A 21,672-nucleotide genomic window follows, 5' to 3' on the forward strand; every position below is an offset into this window, starting at 1 on the left:
GCCCTCCCCGCCCACCCCCCCCCCCAAACAGTCTTATCCTTGGGGGGTGCTGCCCCCCCGGCGATAGGGCCCATACAGGCGATACATAAATCCGCTAGTCTTGCTTATCCATTGAAGGAGCCAGTGCATGTTCGAATCCGCAGAAATCGGCCACAGCATCGACAAGGAGGCTTACGACGCCGAGGTACCCGCTTTGCGCGAGGCCCTGCTCGAAGCCCAGTACGAACTCAAGCAGCAGGCACGCTTCCCGGTGATCGTGCTGATCAACGGTATCGAAGGCGCCGGCAAGGGCGAGACGGTCAAGCTGCTCAACGAGTGGATGGACCCGCGCATGATCGATGTGCTCACCTTCGACCAGCAGACCGACGAAGAACTGGCCCGCCCGCCGGCCTGGCGCTACTGGCGGGCCCTGCCACCGAAGGGGCGGATGGGCGTGTTCTTCGGCAACTGGTACAGCCAGATGCTGCAGGGGCGGGTGCACGGGGTGTTCAAGGATGCCGTGCTCGACCAGGCCATCACCGGCGCCGAACGGCTGGAGGAGATGCTCTGCGACGAAGGTGCACTGATCATCAAGTTCTGGTTCCACCTGTCCAAGAAGCAGATGAAGGCGCGGCTGAAGTCGCTCAAGGACGACCCGCTGCACAGCTGGAAGATCAGCCCGCTGGACTGGCAGCAGTCAAAAACCTACGACCGTTTCGTGCGCTTTGGTGAGCGCGTGCTGCGCCGCACCAGCCGCGATTACGCGCCGTGGCATGTCATCGAGGGCGTCGACCCGAACTACCGCAGCCTGGCAGTAGGGCGCATCCTGCTGGAAAGCCTGCAGGCGGCACTGGACAACAACCCCAAAGGCAAGCACCGGGGCAATGTCGCCCCGCTGGGCCGCAGCATCGACCAGCGCAGCCTGCTCGGCGCGCTGGACATGACCCTGCGCCTGGACAAGCCCGACTACCAGGAGCAACTGGTCACCGAGCAGGCCCGCCTGGCCGGCCTGCTGCGCGACAAGCACATGCGCCGGCATGCCCTGGTGGCGGTGTTCGAAGGCAACGACGCTGCCGGCAAGGGCGGTGCCATCCGCCGCGTGGCCGCCGCGCTGGACCCGCGCCAGTACCGCATCGTGCCGATTGCCGCGCCCACTGAAGAAGAACGCGCGCAGCCTTACCTGTGGCGGTTCTGGCGGCACATTCCGGCGCGTGGCAAGTTCACCATCTTTGACCGTTCCTGGTATGGCCGGGTGCTGGTGGAGCGGGTGGAAGGCTTCTGCAGCCCGGCCGACTGGATGCGTGCCTACAGCGAGATCAACGATTTCGAGGAGCAGCTGGTGAATGCCGGCACGGTGGTGGTCAAGTTCTGGCTGGCGATCGACCAGCAGACCCAGCTGGAGCGTTTCGAAGAGCGCGAGCAGATCCCGTTCAAGCGCTACAAGATCACCGAGGACGACTGGCGCAACCGCGACAAGTGGGACGAGTATGTCCAGGCGGTGGGCGACATGGTCGACCGCACCAGTACCGAGATTGCGCCGTGGACGCTGGTGGAGGCCAACGACAAGCGCTGGGCGCGAGTGAAGGTGTTGCGCACCATCAACCAGGCGCTTGAGGCGGCGTTTGCCAAGGACAAGAAATAATCGAAGTTCCTGTTTGCCTGTGCCGGCCTCTTCGCGGGTGAACCCGCTCCCACAGGAATACCACAGGGCTGAATGTTGTGTGATCCCTGTGGGAGCGGGTTTACCCGCGAAGAGGCCAGAACAGGCAGCACACCCGCCAAGCCATGCCGCAGAAGAATGACCTGATGAATTCTTTTCTCGGCACTTGCCACCGTCCCCGTCCTCCAAGCCCGTAGAATTCAACTACCCCCACCACGGGCTTGATCGAGGATTTTATGCACACCATTACCGGCCGCTGGGGCTATGGGCTGTTCCTGGCACTTCTGACTGCGCTGCTCTGGGGCATCCTGCCGATCAAGCTCAAGCAGGTGCTGCAGGTGGTCGACCCGGTCACCGTCACCTGGTACCGCCTGCTGGTTTCCGGTGGCCTGCTGTTCGCCTGGCTGGCCGCCAAGCGCAGGTTGCCTTCCTTCAGCAAACTGGCGCCCAAGGGCAAAGGCCTGGTGGTAGTGGCCGTGTTCGGCCTGATGGGCAACTACGTGCTGTACCTGATCGGCCTGAACCTGCTAAGCCCGGGCACCGCGCAACTGGTCGTGCAGATCGGCCCGGTGCTGTTGCTGGTGGCCAGCGTGTTCGTGTTCCGCGAGCGTTTCAGCCTGGGGCAGGGCGTGGGCCTGCTGATCCTGCTGACGGGGTTCGGGCTGTTTTTCAACCAGCGCCTGGAAGAGCTGCTGACCTCGCTCGGTACCTACACCACCGGCGTGCTGACCATCCTGCTGGCTACCAGTGTCTGGGTGTTCTATGCGCTCAGCCAGAAGCAACTGCTGACTGTATGGCATTCGCAGCAGGTAATGATGGTGATCTACCTCAGCTGCGCCGCGCTGCTGACGCCTTGGGCCCACCCCTTGGAGGCGTTGCAGCTGACCCCGGTTCAAGGCTGGCTGTTGCTGGCCTGTTGCCTGAACACCCTGGTGGCCTACGGCGCGTTCGCCGAGGCGCTGGCGCACTGGGAGGCGTCGCGGGTGAGTGCCACTCTGGCGCTGACCCCGCTGGTGACCTTCGTCGCGGTGGCGCTGGCGGCGTTGGTGTGGCCTGAGTACGTGCACGCCGAGGACATCAATGCCCTGGGCTATGTGGGGGCGGTGACCGTGGTGCTGGGCTCTGCGTTGGTGGCGCTGGGGCCTTCGCTGGTGGCCGGGTGGCGAGCCCGCAGGGCGCGGTTGGCCCAGGTTAATTGATCGCCTGTAATGGCCCCATCGCCGGCAAGCCACTCCCACGGGATTACCACAGGCCTGAGCATTATGGGGAACCTGTGGGAGCCGGCTTGCCGGCGATAGGGCCAGTACAGGCAATGAAGAACTTAGCCCTTGCCCCCCGGAGCCAGCATGTTCTCCGGCCTCACCCACTGGTCGAACTGCTCATTGGTCAGGTACTTCAACTCCAGTGCCGCTTCGCGCAAGGTCTTGCCTTCGCCATAGGCCTTCTTGGCAATTTCCGCCGCCTTGTCGTAGCCAATATGCGGGTTCAGCGCCGTCACCAGCATCAGCCCACGTTCCAGGTGCGCCTTCATCTGCTCGGCATCCGGCTCGATGCCCGCCACGCAGTGCTGCTGGAAGTTGCGGCAGCCGTCAGCCAGCAACTCGATCGACTGCAGCAGGTTGTGGATGATCACCGGCTTGAACACGTTCAGTTGCAAATGCCCCTGGCTGGCGGCAAAGCCGATCGCCGCGTCGTTGCCCAGCACCTGGCAGGCCAGCATCGACAGCGCTTCGCACTGGGTCGGGTTGACCTTGCCTGGCATGATCGAGCTGCCCGGCTCGTTGGCCGGCAGGCGTACCTCGGCCAGCCCGGCGCGCGGGCCGGAACCCAGCAGGCGCAAATCGTTGGCGATTTTCATCAGGGCCACGGCCAGGGTTTTCAGGGCGCCGGCCAGGCTGGTCAGCGGCTCGTGGCCGGCGAGGGCAGCGAACTTGTTCGGCGCAGTGACGAACGGCAGGCCGGACAGCGCCGCCAGCTCGGCGGCGATGGCTTCGGCAAAACCATGCGGGGCGTTGAGGCCGGTACCCACGGCAGTGCCGCCCTGGGCCAGTTCGCACACCGCCGGCAGGGTGGCGCGGATGGCACGCTGGGCGTAGTCGAGCTGGGCGACGAAGGCCGACACTTCCTGGCCGAAGGTGATCGGCGTGGCGTCCATCATGTGCGTGCGGCCGGTCTTTACCAGCTTGTGGTGGCGTGCCGACAGCTCGGCCAGCCCCGAGGACAGCTCGGCGATGGCCGGCAGCAGCTTGTCGTGCACCGCGTGCGCCGCAGCGATGTGCATGGCGGTGGGGAAGCAGTCGTTGGAACTCTGTGAGCGGTTGACGTGGTCGTTGGGGTGCACGGGCGCCTTGCCGCCACGGCCCTTGCCGGCCAGTTCGTTGGCCCGCCCGGCGATCACTTCGTTGACGTTCATGTTGCTCTGCGTGCCGCTGCCGGTCTGCCAGACCACCAGCGGGAACTGGTCGTCATGCTGGCCGCCCAGCACTTCGTCGGCGGCCTGTTCGATCAGCCGGGCGATGTCGGCTGGCAAGTCGCCGTTACGGTCGTTTACGCGTGCTGCGGCCTTCTTGATCAGCGCCAGGGCGTGCAGCACCGCGATGGGCATGCGTTCCTTGCCAATGGCGAAGTTGATGAGCGAACGCTGGGTCTGCGCACCCCAGTAGGCGTCCTCAGGAACTTCGACCGGGCCCAGGCTGTCTGTCTCGATACGGCTCATTCTGTACTCACTCCTGTGTAGTTCGAAATCGCAGTTTAGGCCCTGATTCGACCGAGCGGTTCCGTCGCTCGTCGTGCCACTTGAGCACATCGCCACCACGGCGCAGAATGCTCTACTCTGAGGTACCCGCCTCCCTCTCTTCTGAAGGAAATGCAATGACCCGTCTCCGTGTCCTTTGTGCCGCCGTTGCCCTGGCTTGCGCCAGCGGCCAGGTACTCGCTGCCACCGCCAGCCACAACGCTGCTGCCGAGAAATTCCTGACCCTGGCCAACGCCGACAAGCTGGGCACCCCGGTGTACATGCAGGTCCAGCAGATGTTCGCCCAGCGTTTCGCCCAGACCAAGGCCCCGGCCACCAAGCAGCCGGTGCTGGAAAGCTACCAGGCCAAGGCCAACGCCGCGCTGGACAACGCCATCGGCTGGAACAAGCTGAAGCCGAAGATGGTCGACCTTTACACCCAGACCTTCACCGAGCAGGAGCTCAAGGACCTGGTCAAGTTCTACGAATCGCCGCTGGGCAAGAAAGTGCTGCGCGAAATGCCCAAGGTCACCCAGCAGTCGGCCCAGCTGACCCAGCAGAGCCTGGAGCCAGCGGTACCGGTGGTGAACAAGCTGCTGGACGACATGACCAAGGAACTGGACCCGAACGCTGGCAAGGCCGCCGCCCCGGCGAAGAAGTGAGTACGCCGCGATGACCATGCAACAGCGTATCGAACAGCAGCTGGCCGCCCTGGCGCCGCAACACCTGCAAGTGCTCAATGAAAGCCACATGCACAGTCGTGGTCAGGAGACCCACTACAAGGCAGTGATCGTCAGCGAGCAGTTTGCCGGGTTGAACAGCGTCAAGCGCCACCAGAAGGTGTACGCCACCATGGGTGAGCTGATGGGCGAGATCCATGCCCTGGCCATCCACACCTACACCGCCGAAGAGTGGGCCAAGGTCGGCGTGGCACCGGCCTCGCCGGTGTGCGCGGGCGGCGGGCACTGAAACCTTGCTGTTGTTCTGGTAGAATCCGCAACATCCCAAAAGGGGGCTGCTGTGCAGCCCATCGCCGGCAAGCCGGCTCCCACAGGTAAAGTGCCCTTCTTGAGTGTGGCGCAATACCTGTGGGAGCTGGCTTGCCGGCGATGGGGCGCGCAGCGGCCCCCTGTTTCTTGTGTAACCCGGTCCGCCCCTTACGAGGGCAACCACCTGGAGATTCTGCTTCATGTCCCAAACCATCGTCGTCGCGGCGCTGTACAAGTTCGTCACCCTGGAAGACTACGTCGAGCTGCGCGAGCCGCTGCTCCAGACCATGCTCGACAACAACGTCAAGGGCACCCTGCTGCTGGCTCACGAGGGCATCAACGGCACCGTGTCGGCCACCCGCGAAGGCATCGACGGCCTGCTGGCCTGGCTGCGCAAAGACCCGCGTCTGGCCGATGTCGACCACAAGGAATCGTACTGCGACGAACAGCCGTTCTATCGCACCAAGGTCAAGCTCAAGAAAGAGATCGTCACCCTCGGTGTACCGGGCGTGGACCCGAACAAGGCAGTCGGCACCTACGTCGAGCCCAAGGACTGGAACGCGCTGATCAGCGACCCGGAAGTGCTGCTGATCGACACCCGCAACGACTACGAAGTGGCCATCGGTACCTTCAAGGGCGCCATCGACCCGAAGACCGAAACCTTCCGCGAGTTCCCCGATTACATCAAGGCCAACTTCGACCCCAGCAAGCACAAGAAGGTTGCCATGTTCTGCACCGGCGGTATCCGTTGCGAAAAAGCCTCCAGCTACATGCTCGGTGAAGGCTTCGAGGCGGTCTATCATCTTAAGGGCGGCATCCTGAAATACTTCGAGGAAGTGCCTCAGGAAGAAAGCCTGTGGGACGGCGACTGCTTCGTCTTCGACAACCGAGTCACGGTGCGTCATGACCTGAGCGAAGGCGAGTACGACCAGTGCCACGCCTGCCGCCACCCGATCAATGCAGAGGAGCGCGCGTCCGAGCACTATTCGCCAGGTGTCAGCTGCCCGCATTGCTGGGACACCCTGAGCGAAAAGACCCGGCGTAGCGCCATCGACCGGCAGAAGCAGATCGAGCTGGCCAAGGCCCGCAACCTGCCGCACCCGATCGGTTACAACTACAAAGCCGAGGCTTGATGCATGTCTGCACGCCTGATTTATGTGATGGACCCGATGTGCTCCTGGTGCTGGGGTTTTGCACCCGTGGCAGCGGCCCTGATCGCCCAGGCGCGTGATGCAGGTGTGCCCACCCACCTGGTGCCGGGCGGGCTGCGTACCGGCGGCAGTGCCCTGGACAGCTCTACCCGCAAGTACATCCTCGAGCACTGGCAGGCGGTGGCCGATGCCACCGGCCAGCCGTTCCGCTTCGAGGGGGCCATGCCCGACGGCTTCGTCTACGACACCGAGCCGGCCTGCCGTGCCCTGGTCAGCGCCCGCGAACTGGACGCCGAGCGCGTCTGGCCGCTGCTGGCGCTGATCCAGCGTTCGTTCTACGAGCAGGGCGTGGACGTGACCGTTGCACCGCATCTGGTCGACCTGGCCGAACAGGCGGGCTTCGACCGCCCCGTGTTCGCCGAGGCCTTCGCCCGTGCCGACACCCGCGCCGCCACTGCAGCCGATTTCAGCTGGGCCCAGGACCTGGGCATCGCCGGTTTCCCGACCTTGCTTGCCGAACGTAATGGCCAGCTGGCCCTGCTGACCAACGGCTACCAGCCGCTGGAGCGCCTGCAACCCTTGCTCGGCCGCTGGCTGCAGCAGGCCGCCTGTGCTTGATGTGCCTGGGTCACCCGACCCGGTGCCGGGCAAGCCTCACACTGCGGCCGATCGACTGAGCTGGGCGGAAATCCGCCGCCTGGCCCTGCATCACAAAAAAAACCTCTGGTCCGCCAACCTCATCGCCGTATTGGCGGCCTGCTGCAGCGTGCCTATCCCGCTGCTGCTGCCGCTGCTGGTGGACGAAGTGCTGCTGGGCCATGGCGATGCCGCGCTGAAGTGGATGAACCACCTGCTGCCGTCCAACTGGCAGGTGGCGGCAGGTTACATCGGCCTGATGTTGCTGCTGACCCTGTGCCTGCGCCTGGCCGCCCTGGCATTCAACGTGCTCCAGGCCAAGCTGTTCGCCGGCCTGGCCAAGGACATCGTCTACCGCCTGCGCATTCGCCTGATCGAGCGGCTCAAGCGCATCTCGCTGAAGGAATACGAAAGCCTGGGCAGCGGTACGGTGACCACCCACCTGGTCACCGACCTGGACACCCTCGACAAGTTTGTCGGCGAAACCCTGAGCCGCTTCCTGGTGGCCATGCTGACCCTGACCGGCACGGCGGCCATCCTGATCTGGATGCACTGGCAGCTGGCCTTGCTGATATTGCTGTTCAACCCGCTGGTTATCTACTTCACGGTGCAGTTGGGCAAGCGCGTCAAACACCTGAAAAAGCTCGAGAACGACAGCACCGCACGCTTTACCCAGGCGCTGGCGGAAACCCTCGACGCCATTCAGGAGATCCGCGCCGGCAACCGCCAGGGCTATTTCCTCGGTCGCCTTGGCCTGCGCGCCCGCGAAGTGCGTGACTACGCAGTGGATTCGCAATGGAAGAGCGACGCCAGCGGCCGCGCCAGTGGCCTGCTGTTCCAGTTCGGCATCGATATCTTCCGCGCCGCGGCCATGCTTACCGTGCTGTTCTCCGACCTGTCGATCGGCCAGATGCTCGCGGTGTTCAGCTACCTGTGGTTCATGATCGGCCCGGTGGAGCAGCTGCTCAACCTGCAATATGCCTATTACGCCGCCGGTGGTGCGCTGAGCCGCCTCAACGAACTGTTGGCACGCGACGACGAGCCGCAGTACCCGGCTGCCAGCGATCCGTTCGCCGGCCGCGAGACGGTGGGCATCGAAGTGCGCGACCTGCGCTTTGCCTATGCCGAAGAGCCGGTGCTCGAGCACCTCGACCTGTCCATCGCCCCGGGCGAGAAGGTGGCGATCGTCGGCGCCAGCGGTGGTGGCAAGAGCACCCTGGTGCAGCTGCTTCTGGGCCTTTATAGCGCCCAGGCCGGCACCATCCGCTTTGGCGGTGCCAGCCTGCAGGAAATCGGCCTGGAAACCCTGCGTGAAAACGTCGCGGTAGTGTTGCAGCACCCGTCGTTGTTCAACGACACCGTGCGCGCCAACCTGACCATGGGCCGTGACTGCAGCGACGAGGCCTGCTGGCAGGCGCTGCGCATTGCCCAGCTTGATGCGACCATCGCCGCCCTGCCGCAGGGCCTGGACAGTGTGGTGGGGCGCTCCGGCGTGCGCTTGTCCGGTGGCCAGCGGCAGCGCCTGGCCATTGCCCGCATGGTGCTGGCCGAACCCAAGGTGGTGATCCTCGACGAGGCCACCTCGGCCCTGGATGCTGCCACCGAATACAACCTGCACCAGGCCCTGGCGCGCTTCCTCAGCGGCCGCACCACACTGATCATCGCCCACCGCCTGTCGGCGGTGAAACAGGCCGACCGGGTGCTGGTGTTCGATGGCGGGCATGTGGCCGAGGATGGTGACCACCAGCAGCTGATTGCCGAGGGTGGGTTGTATGCCAAGTTGTATGGGCACCTGCAGCAGAGCTGAGTTTGTGGGGGCCCTATCGCCGGCAAGCCAGCTCCTAAAGGATTACCACATGCCTGAGCATTGTGGGGTACCTGTGGGAGCTGGCCTGCCGGCGATAGGGCCGGGAAGGCCGTGCAGGCCCCCGGGTTCCCTGTCATAAAAAACCCATCCGCGAGGATGGCAAATGGCCTACGCTGTGCTTTGTCTGGGTTGATTTGCGCCTTATCTGCTCTGTGACAGGGACTCCATGAAGGGACATCGCACTCTAGAAGCGCCAAAGTTGCTCGGCATCACCTGGCCCTTCATCGCTGTTGTGGTCTTCCAGGTAGCCTTGGGCAGCCTCAGCCTTTATACGCTCTCGGCCGTGCGTGCCTATGTCGCGGGCGAAAGCCTGTGGTCCAAGGCGCAGAAAGACGCCATCTACTACCTCACCCTGTACGGCGAAACCCGCGACGACAGCACCTACCATCGTTATCGCCAGGCCATCACTGTGCCCCAGGGCGACCACCAGCTGCGCGAAGTGCTGGACCAGCCCAGCCCCGACCTGGACGCCGCGCGCCAGGCCGTGCTGCAAGGCGGCAACCACCCCGACGATGTCGAGCGGATCATCTGGTTCTACCGCAACTTTCGCAACGTCAGCTACATGCAGACGGCCATCGACTACTGGGATATCGGCGACGACTACCTGGGCAAGCTGGATATGCTGGCCATGGAAATGCGCAGCAGCTTTGCTGCTGGCCCGGTCGACGCCCGCACGCTCAGCGACTGGAAGGCGCGCATCGTCACCATCAACGAAGGGGTAACCCCGGCCGCCAAGGCGTTCAGCGATGCCTTGGGCGAGGGCTCGCGCATGTTGCTGCGGGTGCTGCTGATCACCAACCTGCTGACCGCGATGTTCCTGATTGCCATTGCCTGGCGCCGCTCCAGCAAGCTGCTGGCCCAGCGCCAGGCCTTTGCCAGCGCCCTGCAGGAAGAAAAGGAGCGGGCGCAGATCACCCTGCAGGCCATTGGCGATGCGGTGATTACCGCCGATGTGGAGGGCAGTATCGGCTACATGAACCCGGCCGCCGAGCAACTGACCCACTGGCAGGCCGGCCAGGCCCAGGGCTTGCCGCTGTCGGCGCTGTTCAGCCTGGTGGACGAGCAGGCCGAGGAAGATGGCCGCAGCCTGGTCGAACAGGTGCTCAGCGGCAGCCTCAAGGGTGGCGCCGAGCATGCCCGGCTGATCCAGCGCCTGGACGGTAGCACCGTGTCGGTCAACCTGGTCGGCTCGCCGATCGTCAATGACGGCCAGGTCAGCGGCATCGTGCTGGTGCTGCACGACATGACCCAGGAGCGCCAGTACATCGCCAACCTGTCCTGGCAGGCGACCCACGACGCCCTGACCGGCCTGGCCAACCGCCGCGAGTTCGAATACCGCCTGGAGCAGGCACTCAATGACCTGGCGCGCCAGGCCGGGCGGCATTCGCTGATGTTCCTCGACCTCGACCAGTTCAAGCTGGTCAACGATACCTGCGGGCATGCCGCTGGCGACGAGCTGCTGCGGCACATCTGCGCCGTGCTGCAGTCCGGCCTGCGCGAAGGCGACACCCTGGCGCGGCTGGGTGGGGATGAATTTGGCGTGCTGCTGGAAAACTGCCCGCCCGACCAGGCCGAGCGCATTGCCGAGCAGCTGCGCCAGCTGGTGCAGAGCCTGCATTTCGTGTGGAAAGGGCGGCCGTTCGTCACCACCGTCAGCGTCGGCCTGGTGCACATGGCCCAGTCCCCCGGCACCCTCGAGACCTCGCTGCGCGCCGCCGACATGGCTTGCTACATGGCCAAGGAAAAGGGCCGCAACCGCGTGCAGGTGTACCATGCCGACGACAGCGAACTGTCCATGCGCTTTGGCGAAATGGCCTGGATCCAGCGCTTGCACGTGGCCCTGGAAGAAAACCGCTTCTGCCTGTACGCCCAGGAAATCGCCCCACTGAAAACCTTCGAGGGCCCCGGGCATATCGAAATCCTGCTGCGCCTGCACGACGAAAGCGGGCGTACCATCCTGCCCAGCAGCTTCATCCCGGCGGCCGAGCGCTACGGCCTGATGACCGCGCTGGACCGCTGGGTGGTGCGCAATGTGTTCCTGGTCATCCGCCAATGCCTGGACGAAGGGCGCGAGGGGCCGTTGTCGATCTGCGCAATCAACCTGTCGGGGTCGAGCATTGGCGATGACAAGTTCCTCGAGTACCTGCAGCGCCTGTTCGTCGAATACGCCATTCCGCCACGGATGATCTGTTTCGAAATCACCGAAACCAGCGCCATAGCCAACCTTGGCAGCGCCATCCGCTTCATCAACGAATTGAAGGGGCTCGGTTGTCGCTTCTCGCTCGATGATTTCTGCGCCGGCATGTCGTCGTTCGCCTATCTCAAGCATTTGCCTGTGGACTACCTGAAGATCGACGGGAGTTTCGTCAAGGACATGCTCGACGACCCGGTCAACCGGGCCATGGTCGAGGTCATCAACCATATCGGTCATGTAATGGGCAAGCGCACCATCGCCGAATTCGTCGAAACACCCTTGATCGAGCAGGCCTTGCAGGAAATTGGCGTGGATTACGCCCAGGGCTATCTCATCGAACGCCCTCAGGTGTTCACCTGTGACAGTCTGCAGCGCCAACGGATCGCCGCCCGGCCTCTGTTGCAGCGGGCACCTGGCACGTTTCGCTAGCTAGAAATCACAAGGATCAAGGAGCTGAAAGTGATTGACGCATTCGTTCGTATCGGGCCTTTGATGGACCCCGCCAGTTACCCCCAATGGGCCCAGCAACTGATTGAAGACTGCCGCGAGAGCAAGCGCCGGGTAGTGGAGCATGAGTTCTACGCGCGCCTGCGCGATGGCCAGCTGAAGCAATCGACCATTCGCCAGTACCTGATAGGTGGCTGGCCGGTGGTGGAGCAGTTTTCGCTGTACATGGCCCACAACCTGACCAAGACCCGCTATGGCCGCCATCAGGGCGAAGACATGGCGCGGCGCTGGCTGATGCGCAACATCCGTGTCGAGCTCAACCACGCTGACTACTGGGTGAACTGGTGCCAGGCGCATGGCGTGCACCTGCACGAGCTGCAGGCCCAGGATGTGCCGCCAGAGCTGAACGGCCTGAATGACTGGTGCTGGCGCGTGTGCGCCACCGAGAACCTGGCCATTTCCATGGCGGCGACCAATTACGCCATCGAAGGTGCGACCGGTGAATGGTCGGCGGTGGTGTGCTCCACCGACACCTATGCGCAGGGCTTCCCGGAGGATCAGCGCAAGCGGGCGATGAAGTGGCTGAAGATGCATGCCCAGTATGACGATGCGCACCCGTGGGAGGCGCTGGAGATCATCTGCACCCTGGCCGGCGAGAACCCGACCCAGGGGCTGCGCAATGAACTGCGCAAGGCGATTTGCAAGAGTTATGACTGCATGTACCTGTTCCTGGAACGGTGCATGCAGCTGGAAGGGCGCCAACAGGGGCGCATGCGCCCGGTGTTGGCAGCGGGCTGATCGCTCTCCTGTCCCGGCCTCTTCGCGGGCATGCCCGCTCCCACAGGTATGGCGCAGTCCTCAAGGGCTGTGGTGATCCTGTGGGAGCGGGCGTGCCCGCGAAGAGGCCGGTGCAGGCCTACTGGGCGTTGAACGCCTGCCCATTCACCCCTTTGCTGTCCGGCCCCATCAGGTACAGGTATACCGGCATGATCTCTTCCGGCAGCGGGTTGTTCTGCGGGTTTTCGCTGGGGTAGGCCTGTGCCCGCATCGCCGTGCGCGTGGCACCCGGGTTGATGCTGTTGGCGCGCACCGGTGCCACGCCTTCCAGTTCATCGGCCAGGGTTTGCATCAGGCCCTCGGTGGCGAACTTGGACACGCCGTAGGCGCCCCAGTAGGCCCGGCCCTTGCGCCCGACGCTGCTGCTGGTGAACACCACCGAAGCGTCTTCCGACAGCTTCAGCAGCGGCAGCAGGGTGCTGGTGAGCATGAAGGTGGCATTGACGTTGATGTGCATCACGCGCATGAAGTTGTCACCCGACAGCTGCTCCAGCGGCGTGCGCGGGCCGATGATCGAAGCGTTGTTCAGCAGGCCGTCGAGGCGGCCGAACTGGTCCTCGATCATCACCGCCAGTTCGTCGTACTGGTGGGGCAGGGCGGTTTCCAGGTTGAACGGGATCACCACCGGTTGCGGGTGCCCGGCGGCTTCGATCTGGTCGTAGATCTCGTTGAGGTTGGCCTCGGTCTTGCCCAGCAGCAGCACGGTGGCGCCCAGCGCAGCGTAGGCCTTGGCAGCAGCGGCGCCGATGCCGCGGCCGGCACCGGTAACCAGGATGACCCGACCTTGCAGCAGGTCGGGGCGGGCGGTGTAGTCGAACATGGTAGGTCCTTCGAGTTCGTTGGCGCGGCACCCTCCCCGTGGGAGCGGGTTTGCCCGCGAATGCGTACTATCAGGCGCCGGTGTCGCCTGGGCTGGCGCATTCGCGGGTGAACCCGCTCCCACAGGGGCTGTGCTGCGGTCTAGACGGGGTTCAGCAGCCGCACAGCGCGCTGTCGATCACCTTGCGCAGTTCCAGCGGGTGGTCCACCACCACGTCGGCGCCCCAGTTGTTGGGGTTGTCCTCTGGATGAATATAGCCGTAGCGCACCGCCGCTGTGCGGGTGCCGGCGTCGCGGCCAGACTCGATGTCGCGCAGGTCGTCGCCGACGAACAGCACGCTGGCCGGCTCCAGGCCCAGGGTCTTGCAGGCGAGGATCAGCGGCTCGGGGTCGGGCTTGCTGTTCTTGACATGGTCCGGGCAGATCAGCAGCGCCGACCGCTCGGCCAGGCCCAGTTGCTGCATGATCGGCTCGGCGAAGCGCACCGGCTTGTTGGTGACCACGCCCCACAGCAGGTTGCCTTTCTCGATGTCGGCCAGCAGCTCGGCCATGCCGTCGAACAGCTTGCTGTGCACCGCACAGTCACGCTGGTAGCGCTCGAGGAACTCCAGGCGCAGCGCCTCGAAGCCCTCGGCCTCCGGGCTCATGGCGAAGGTCGCGGCGACCATTGCCCGGGCACCGCCCGAGATCACGTCGCGGATCAACTTGTCATCGACGGCCGGCAGGCCGCGCTCGGCGAGCATGGCCTGGCAGATGGCGATGAAGTCCGGCGCCGTGTCGAGCAAGGTGCCGTCCATGTCGAAGAGTACTGCTTGCAAACGCATGCTCATTCCTCGCGCAGGGTCTGGATCATGTAGTTGACGTCAACGTCGCTGCTGAGCTTGTAGTGCTTGGTCAGCGGGTTGTAGGTCAGGCCGATGATGTCTTTCACCTGCAGGCCGGCAACACGGCTCCAGGCGCCCAGCTCGGATGGGCGGATGAACTTCTTGAAGTCGTGGGTACCGCGCGGCAGCATCTTCAGGATGTACTCGGCGCCGACGATGGCCAGCAGGTAAGCCTTGGGGTTGCGGTTGATGGTGGAGAAGAACACCTGGCCGCCCGGCTTTACCATGCGGTAGCAGGCGCGGATGACCGAAGACGGGTCGGGCACGTGCTCGAGCATTTCCAGGCAGGTGACCACGTCGAACTGTTCAGGCATTTCCTCGGCCAGGGCTTCGGCGGTGATCTGCCGGTATTCCACCTGCACGCCCGACTCCAGCTGGTGCAGCTGGGCCACCGCCAGTGGCGCCTCGCCCATGTCGATGCCGGTGACCGTGGCACCGCGCAGGGCCATCGCCTCGCTGAGGATGCCGCCGCCGCAACCCACGTCCAGCACTTTCTTGCCGGCGAGGCTGGCGCGCTCGTCGATCCAGTTGACGCGCAGCGGGTTGATTTCGTGCAGCGGCTTGAACTCGCTTTCGCGGTCCCACCAGCGGTGGGCCAGCGCTTCGAACTTGGCGATTTCGGCGCGGTCGACGTTGCTCATTAGAACAGTCCTCTGAAACTTCGCAAAATTGCGCCGGAGTATACCCGAGCGCTCGGCCCCGAGGGTCGCTATAATCGCCGGCTTTTGATATCCGAACGACGGGGAGAGGCGATGCGCGAGCGACTTTTGGCGGCGGAGAAGGTGACCGGGATCCGCTGGCAGGGCGGCGTCTTGCACCTGCTCGACCAGCGCCTGCTGCCGTCGGAAGAACGCTGGCTGGCCTGCGACAATGTCGCGCAGGTGGCAGTGGCGATCCGCGACATGGCCGTGCGCGGCGCCTCGGCCATCGGCATTGCCGCGGCCTATGGCCTGGTGCTGGCCCTGGAAGAGCGGCTGGCCGAGGGCGGCGACTGGGAAATGGACCTGGAAGAAGACTTCCTCGTCCTGGCTGAAGCGCGCCCTACCGCCGCCAACCTGTTCTGGGCGCTGAACCGCATGCGTGAGCGCCTGCAGCGGCTGCGTCCGGACGAAGGCGTGCTGGCGGCGCTGGAGGCCGAAGCGGTGGCCATCCATGAAAGTGACCGCGAAGCCAACCTGACCATGGCCCAGCACGGTATCGAGCTGATCCGCCGCCACCAGGGCAACGCCCAGGCCCTGCTCACATACGGTAATGCCGGCGCCCTTGCCTGTGGTGGCTTCGGTACCGCCCTGGGGGTGATCCGCGCCGGTTACCTGGAGGGCATGGTCGAGCGGGTGTATGCCGGCGAGACCCGCCCCTGGCTGCATGGTTCGCGCCTGACTGCCTGGGAACTGGCCAACGAAGGCATCCCGGTGACCCTGTGCGCCGACTCGGCGCTGGCCCACCTGATGAAGATGAAGGGCATCACCTGGGTGGTGGTGGGGGCGGACTGCATCGCCGCCAACGGCGACGTGGCCGGCAAGATCGGTACCTACCAGCTGGCGGTCAGCGCCATGCACCACGGCGTGCGATTCATGGTGGTGGCGCCGAGCACCAGCATTGACCTGAACCTGGCCACGGGCGAGGACATCCCGCTGGAAGAACGCGCTGCCGACGAGTTGCTGGACATCGGCGGCACCCGGGTGGCGCCGGATGTGGAGGTGTTCAACCCGGTATTCGATGTGACCCCGGCCGACCTGATCGATGTGATCGTGACCGAGCGCGGTATCGTCGAGCGGCCGGATGCCGCCAAGCTGGCACAATTGGTCTGCCGCAAGCGCCTGCACTGATCGGAAACCTCGCTGGCCTCTTCGCGGGCACGCCCGCTCCCACAGGGACACCACCACTCTCGAGTGTTGCGATATCCCTGTGGGAGCGGGCGTGCCCGCGAAGAAGCCAGTGAAAATCCGAAGATTCAACCTCGTGTGAGGCCACCTGCCACATCTCCCCACCGCCCCTGCCTTTGTGATAACATCCGGCAGTTTCCAAGACCGCCCACCACGGCGGCCTTCATTGCGCAGATCCATGGCACAACTCATTGATTTGTCGTAAGTCGTCGCACCCTTATGCGTTGCGGCGGCGAGCTTCGTTCGGCCCTTGATGGAGCTGCGAAGTTTCACCAGAAAAAGGAATCAGGCTTCTCATGGGCGAACTGGCCAAAGAAATCCTCCCGGTCAATATCGAAGACGAACTGAGACAGTCCTACCTCGACTACGCGATGAGCGTGATTGTCGGGCGAGCGCTGCCCGATGCGCGTGACGGCTTGAAGCCCGTGCATCGTCGCGTTCTCTATGCGATGAGCGAACTGGGCAACGACTGGAACAAGCCGTACAAGAAATCCGCCCGTGTGGTCGGTGACGTGATCGGTAAATACCACCCGCACGGCGACACCGCGGTCTACGACACCATCGTGCGTATGGCCCAGCCGTTCTCGCTGCGCTACCTGCTGGTCGACGGCCAGGGCAACTTCGGTTCGGTGGACGGCGACAACGCCGCCGCCATGCGATACACCGAAGTGCGCATGGCCAAGCTGGCCCACGAGCTGCTGGCCGACCTGCACAAGGAGACCGTCGACTGGGTGCCAAACTATGACGGCACCGAGCAGATCCCGGCGGTCATGCCGACCCGTATTCCCAACCTGCTGGTCAACGGCTCCAGCGGTATCGCCGTGGGCATGGCGACCAACATCCCGCCGCACAACCTCGGCGAGGTCATCGATGGCTGCCTGGCGCTCATCGACAACCCCGAAGTCACCATCGATGAGCTGATGCAGCACATCCCTGGCCCGGACTTCCCGACTGCAGGCCTGATCAACGGCCGTCAGGGCATCATCGAGGCCTATCGTACCGGCCGGGGTCGCATCTACATGCGTGCCCGCTCCGAGGTCGAAGACATCGACAAGGTCGGTGGCCGCCAGCAGATCGTGGTTACCGAGCTGCCGTACCAGCTGAACAAGGCTCGCCTGATCGAGAAGATCGCCGAGCTGGTCAAAGAGAAGAAGATCGAAGGCATCACCGAGCTGCGCGACGAGTCCGACAAGGACGGCATGCGCATCGTCATCGAGCTGCGCCGTGGCGAGGTGCCGGAGGTGGTGCTCAACAACCTCTACCAGCAAACCCAGCTGCAGAGCGTATTCGGCATCAACGTGGTGGCCCTGGTCGACGGCCGTCCGCGCCTGCTCAACCTCAAGGACCTGCTCGAAGCGTTCGTGCGTCACCGCCGTGAAGTGGTGACCCGCCGTACCGTGTTCGAGCTGCGCAAGGCCCGCGAACGCGGCCATATCCTTGAAGGCCAGGCGGTCGCGCTGTCCAACATCGACCCGGTCATCGCCCTGATCAAGGCCTCGCCGACCCCGTCCGAAGCCAAGGAAGCCCTGGTTTCCACTGCCTGGGAATCCAGTGCCGTGCAGGTCATGGTCGAGCGTGCCGGCGCCGATTCCTGCCGCCCCGAGGACCTGCCGGAGCAGTACGGCCTGCGTGAAGGCAAGTACTACCTGTCGCCGGAACAGGCCCAGGCCATTCTCGACCTGCGCCTGCACCGCCTGACCGGCCTGGAGCACGAGAAGCTGCTGGCCGAGTACCAGGAAATCCTCGAGCAGATCGGCGAACTGATCCGCATCCTCAGCAGCGCCGAGCGCCTGATGGAAGTGATCCGCGAAGAGCTGGAAGCTATCCGCGCCGAATATGGCGATGCCCGCCGTACCGAAATCCTCGATGCGCGCCACGACCTCAACTACGGCGACATGATCCCGGAAGAAGAGCGCGTGGTGACCATCTCCCACGGCGGCTACGCCAAGACCCAGCCGCTGTCCGCCTACCAGGCCCAGCGCCGGGGCGGCAAAGGCAAGTCGGCTACCGGTGTGAAGGACGAGGACTACGTCGAGCACCTGCTGGTTGCCAACAGCCACGCCACCCTGCTGTTGTTCTCCAGCAAGGGCAAGGTGTACTGGCTGAAGACCTACGACATCCCTGAAGCGTCCCGCGCCGCCCGCGGTCGCCCGCTGGTCAACCTGTTGCCGCTGGAGGAAGGTGAGCGCATCACCGCCATGCTGCAGATCGACCTCGAGGCCCTGCAGCAGAATGCTGACGCCGACGAAGAGCTGGAGGACGCGGAAGACACCGTGCTCGAAGGCGAAGTGGTCGAGGCCGAGGAAGTGGACGAGGAAGACGGCGATACCCCTGAGTGGGTGGCCGAGCCGACCGGCGCCTACATCTTCATGGCCACCGCTTCGGGTACCGTGAAGAAGACCCCGCTGGTGCAGTTCGCCCGTCCGCGCTCCAACGGCCTGATCGCCCTGAAGCTGAAGGAAGGTGACACCCTGATCGCTGCGGCCATCACCGACGGTGCCAAGGAAGTCATGATGTTCTCCGACGCTGGCAAGGTGATCCGCTTCGCTGAAAGCGTGGTGCGCGAGATGGGCCGTAACGCCCGTGGCGTGCGCGGCATGAAGCTGGGCAAGGGCCAGCAGATCATCTCCATGCTGATCCCGGAATCCGGCGCGCAGATCCTCACTGCCTCCGAGCGTGGCTTTGGCAAGCGCACCCCGCTGTCCAAGTTCCCGCGTCGCGGCCGTGGTGGCCAGGGCGTGATAGCCATGGGCACAAAGGGGCGCAATGGCCTGCTGATCGGCGCCATCCAGGTGCAGGAAGGCGAAGAGATCATGCTGATTTCCGACCAGGGCACGCTGGTGCGTACCCGCGTTGGTGAAGTGTCCAGCCTGGGCCGTAACACCCAGGGCGTGACCTTGATCAAGCTGGCTGCCGACGAGACGCTGGTGGGCCTGGAGCGTATCCAGGAGCCTTCCGAGGACGAACTCGATGATGTGATCGAGGCGGACGAAGAGGGCGTCGAGGCTGAAGCGCCAGACAACGAAGAAGCTGCTGGCGCCGAAGAGGCCCCGCAGGAGTAAGCAAGCGTAAAACCCGAACGGGGCGACCAAGGTCGCCCCGTTTGACTGATCAGGCCAGGTCATTGGGGCCGCTGTGCGGCCCATCGCCGGCAAGCCGGGCTCCCACAGGTCCGGCGCGAGCTTTGAGGTTTGTGCGGTCCCTGTGGGAGCTGGCTTGCCGGCGATGGCCTGCAAAGCAGGCCCATGGCAGGCGACACAGTCTTGACGGGTCGGCACCGAATTAAGATTTTGTACCATTTGGCAGAGCGAGAGTGGATGTGAGCAAACGAGCCTTTAACTTCTGCGCAGGCCCTGCTGCGCTTCCTGACGCTGTTCTGCAGCGCGCTCAGGCCGAGATGCTGGATTGGCGTGGCAAGGGCTTGTCGGTGATGGAAATGAGCCATCGCAGCGACGACTACGTGGCCATCGCCGAAAAGGCCGAGCAGGACCTGCGTGACCTGCTGTCCGTCCCCTCCAACTACAAGGTGCTGTTCCTGCAGGGTGGCGCCAGCCAGCAGTTCGCCGAAATCCCGCTGAACCTGCTGCCGGAAAACGGCACCGCCGACTACATCGAGACCGGCATCTGGTCGAAAAAGGCCATCGAGGAAGGGCGCCGCTTCGGCAACGTCAACGTCGCCGCCAGCGCCAAGCCCTACGACTACCTGGCCATCCCGGGCCAGAACGAGTGGAAGCTGACCAAGAACGCCGCCTACGTGCACTATGCGTCCAACGAGACCATCGGTGGCCTGCAGTTCGACTGGGTGCCGGAAGCCGGTGACGTGCCGCTGGTGGTCGACATGTCGTCCGACATCCTCTCGCGCCCGATCGACGTGTCGCAGTACGGCCTGATCTACGCCGGCGCGCAGAAGAACATCGGCCCGAGCGGCCTGGTAGTGGTGATCGTGCGCGAAGACCTGCTGGGCCGCGCCCGCAGCAGCTGCCCGACCATGCTCGACTACAAGGTCTCGGCCGACAACGGCTCGATGTACAACACCCCGGCCACCTACTCCTGGTACCTCTCGGGCCTGGTGTTCGAATGGCTGAAAGAGCAGGGCGGCGTCGATGCCATGGAGCAGCGCAACCGCGCCAAGAAAGACCGCCTGTACGGTTTCATCGACAGCAGCGAGTTCTACACCAACCCGATCAGCCACAACGCCCGTTCGTGGATGAACGTGCCGTTCCGCCTGGCTGACGAGCGCCTGGACAAGGCCTTCCTCGCCGGCGCCGACGCCCGTGGCCTGCTCAACCTCAAGGGCCATCGTTCGGTAGGCGGCATGCGCGCCTCCATCTACAACGCCCTGGGCCTTGAAGCAGTCGAAGCCCTGGTGGCCTACATGGCCGAATTCGAGAAGGAGCACGGCTGATGTCCGAGCACGAACTGAAGGCGCTGCGCGTTCGCATCGACAGCCTCGACGAGAAGATCCTCGAGCTGATCAGCGAGCGCGCCCGCTGCGCCCAGGAAGTGGCCAAGGTCAAGACCGCCTCGCTGGCGGAAGGCGAAAAGCCGGTGTTCTACCGCCCCGAGCGTGAAGCTGCCGTGCTCAAGCGCGTGATGGAGCGCAACAAGGGCCCGCTGGACAACGAAGAGATGGCGCGGCTGTTCCGCGAAATCATGTCGTCGTGCCTGGCCCTGGAAGAGCCTCTGAAAATCGCCTACCTCGGCCCTGAAGGCACCTTCACCCAGGCCGCGGCCATGAAACACTTCGGCCACGCGGTGATCAGCCGGCCGATGGCGGCCATCGACGAAGTGTTCCGCGAAGTGGCGGCCGGTGCCGTCAACTTTGGCGTGGTGCCGGTGGAAAACTCCACCGAAGGCGCGGTCAGCCACACCCTGGACAGCTTCCTCGAGCACGACATGGTGATTTGCGGCGAGGTCGAGTTGCGCATCCACCACCACCTGCTGGTGGGCGAGAACACAAAGACCGACAGCATCACCCGCATCTACTCCCACGCCCAGTCGCTGGCCCAGTGCCGCAAGTGGCTGGATGCGCATTACCCGAATGTGGAGCGCGTGGCAGTATCGAGCAATGCCGAGGCGGCCAAGCGGGTCAAGGGCGAGTGGAATTCGGCGGCGATCGCCGGTGACATGGCGGCCAACCTGTACGGGTTGACTCGCCTGGCCGAAAAGATCGAAGACCGCCCGGACAACTCCACGCGCTTCCTGATGATCGGCAACCAGGAAGTACCGCCGACCGGCGACGACAAGACCTCGATCATCGTATCGATGAGCAACAAGCCGGGTGCCTTGCACGAGCTGCTGGTACCGTTCCACCAGAACGGCATCGACCTGACTCGCATCGAGACCCGCCCGTCGCGCAGCGGCAAGTGGACCTACGTGTTCTTCATCGACTTCGTCGGCCACCACCGCGACCCGCTGATCAAGGCGGTGCTCGAGCAGATCAGCCAGGAGGCTGTGGCGCTGAAGGTGCTGGGTTCGTATCCGAAGGCGGTGCTTTGATTCAAGGCCTTTGGGGCTGCTTTGCAGCCCTTCGCGGGCACGCCCGCTCCCACAGTGACAGCGTGATGTCGAACTCTGTGGGAGCGGGCG

17 protein-coding genes are annotated in these 21,672 nt (G+C 64.3%); 13 read left to right on the plus strand and 4 right to left on the minus strand.

The genetic code is table 11. The annotated features are described in order from the left end of the window. Positions 1–127: 127 nt before the first annotated feature. Positions 128–1,621: a polyphosphate:AMP phosphotransferase gene (gene pap, locus IRZ77_RS18030; RefSeq protein WP_153671195.1), complete on the plus strand. Its 1,494-nt coding sequence runs from the start codon at positions 128–130 to the stop codon at positions 1,619–1,621. 254 nt (positions 1,622–1,875) lie between these two features. After that, positions 1,876–2,838 (plus strand): DMT family transporter, encoded by a 963-nt coding sequence (locus tag IRZ77_RS18035; RefSeq protein WP_085601020.1) that lies wholly within the window; start codon positions 1,876–1,878, stop codon positions 2,836–2,838. A 122-nt stretch (positions 2,839–2,960) separates the two neighbouring features. Here the strand turns inward: IRZ77_RS18035 and IRZ77_RS18040 are convergent, their stop codons facing one another. Then, positions 2,961–4,355: a class II fumarate hydratase gene (locus IRZ77_RS18040; protein WP_046615553.1), complete on the minus strand. Its 1,395-nt coding sequence runs from the start codon at positions 4,353–4,355 to the stop codon at positions 2,961–2,963. Between the two features lie 155 nt (positions 4,356–4,510). Here IRZ77_RS18040 and IRZ77_RS18045 point away from each other — a divergent pair, with 155 nt between their 5' ends. The 7 genes from IRZ77_RS18045 (at position 4,511) to IRZ77_RS18075 (ending at position 12,455) form a co-directional block, all read left to right on the plus strand. Continuing rightward, complete coding sequence (locus tag IRZ77_RS18045; protein ID WP_003259051.1) at positions 4,511–5,035, plus strand: DUF2059 domain-containing protein; 525 nt, start codon at positions 4,511–4,513, stop codon at positions 5,033–5,035. A 10-nt stretch (positions 5,036–5,045) separates the two neighbouring features. Beyond that, positions 5,046–5,342, plus strand: coding sequence for a BolA family protein (locus IRZ77_RS18050; RefSeq protein WP_003252644.1), 297 nt, complete (start codon positions 5,046–5,048; stop codon positions 5,340–5,342). Between the two features lie 220 nt (positions 5,343–5,562). Continuing rightward, the gene (gene trhO / locus IRZ77_RS18055; RefSeq protein WP_108480527.1) at positions 5,563–6,495 is read left to right on the plus strand and encodes an oxygen-dependent tRNA uridine(34) hydroxylase TrhO; all 933 of its coding nucleotides are present in this window, start codon (positions 5,563–5,565) and stop codon (positions 6,493–6,495) included. A 3-nt stretch (positions 6,496–6,498) separates the two neighbouring features. After that, entirely contained in the window at positions 6,499–7,131 is a 633-nt protein-coding gene (locus tag IRZ77_RS18060) for a DsbA family protein (protein ID WP_085601022.1), read from the plus strand. Continuing rightward, positions 7,124–8,956, plus strand: a complete 1,833-nt coding sequence (locus IRZ77_RS18065) for an ABC transporter ATP-binding protein (RefSeq protein WP_046615549.1) — start codon at positions 7,124–7,126, stop codon at positions 8,954–8,956. The genes IRZ77_RS18060 and IRZ77_RS18065 overlap by 8 nt, the downstream gene beginning before the upstream one ends. A gap of 226 nt (positions 8,957–9,182) precedes the next feature. Further along, entirely contained in the window at positions 9,183–11,639 is a 2,457-nt protein-coding gene (locus IRZ77_RS18070; protein WP_046615548.1) for an EAL domain-containing protein, read from the plus strand. 30 nt (positions 11,640–11,669) lie between these two features. Further along, positions 11,670–12,455, plus strand: coding sequence for a TenA family transcriptional regulator (locus IRZ77_RS18075; RefSeq protein WP_085601023.1), 786 nt, complete (start codon positions 11,670–11,672; stop codon positions 12,453–12,455). A gap of 118 nt (positions 12,456–12,573) precedes the next feature. On the opposite strand, the gene IRZ77_RS18080 is transcribed toward IRZ77_RS18075, so the two are convergent. The 3 genes from IRZ77_RS18080 to ubiG form a co-directional block, all read right to left on the minus strand. Further along, positions 12,574–13,314 (minus strand): YciK family oxidoreductase, encoded by a 741-nt coding sequence (locus tag IRZ77_RS18080; RefSeq protein WP_108480529.1) that lies wholly within the window; start codon positions 13,312–13,314, stop codon positions 12,574–12,576. Positions 13,315–13,465: 151 nt separating this feature from the next. After that, on the minus strand, positions 13,466–14,137 hold the full coding sequence (gene mupP / locus IRZ77_RS18085; protein ID WP_108480530.1) for an N-acetylmuramic acid 6-phosphate phosphatase MupP: 672 nt from the start codon (positions 14,135–14,137) through the stop codon (positions 13,466–13,468). A 2-nt stretch (positions 14,138–14,139) separates the two neighbouring features. Continuing rightward, complete coding sequence (ubiG, locus tag IRZ77_RS18090) at positions 14,140–14,838, minus strand: bifunctional 2-polyprenyl-6-hydroxyphenol methylase/3-demethylubiquinol 3-O-methyltransferase UbiG (RefSeq protein ID WP_025338098.1); 699 nt, start codon at positions 14,836–14,838, stop codon at positions 14,140–14,142. A 111-nt stretch (positions 14,839–14,949) separates the two neighbouring features. On the opposite strand from ubiG, the gene mtnA reads away from it, so the two are divergent. The 4 genes from mtnA to pheA all read left to right on the plus strand — a co-directional run bounded on the left by mtnA (position 14,950) and on the right by pheA (position 21,582). Beyond that, complete coding sequence (mtnA, locus tag IRZ77_RS18095; protein ID WP_085601024.1) at positions 14,950–16,026, plus strand: S-methyl-5-thioribose-1-phosphate isomerase; 1,077 nt, start codon at positions 14,950–14,952, stop codon at positions 16,024–16,026. Between the two features lie 353 nt (positions 16,027–16,379). Continuing rightward, positions 16,380–19,145 carry a DNA gyrase subunit A gene (gene gyrA / locus IRZ77_RS18100; protein WP_085601025.1) on the plus strand — a complete coding sequence of 922 codons (2,766 nt, stop codon included), beginning with the start codon at positions 16,380–16,382 and terminating at the stop codon, positions 19,143–19,145. Between the two features lie 257 nt (positions 19,146–19,402). Beyond that, positions 19,403–20,488, plus strand: coding sequence for a 3-phosphoserine/phosphohydroxythreonine transaminase (gene serC / locus IRZ77_RS18105; RefSeq protein ID WP_162491229.1), 1,086 nt, complete (start codon positions 19,403–19,405; stop codon positions 20,486–20,488). Beyond that, positions 20,488–21,582: a prephenate dehydratase gene (gene pheA / locus IRZ77_RS18110; RefSeq protein ID WP_013971453.1), complete on the plus strand. Its 1,095-nt coding sequence runs from the start codon at positions 20,488–20,490 to the stop codon at positions 21,580–21,582. The genes serC and pheA overlap by 1 nt, the downstream gene beginning before the upstream one ends. The last annotated feature ends 90 nt before the right edge of the window (positions 21,583–21,672 follow it).

Origin of the sequence: Pseudomonas pudica, assembly GCF_015680405.1 — a bacterium.
In the GTDB taxonomy this organism is placed as follows: domain Bacteria; phylum Pseudomonadota; class Gammaproteobacteria; order Pseudomonadales; family Pseudomonadaceae; genus Aquipseudomonas; species Aquipseudomonas pudica.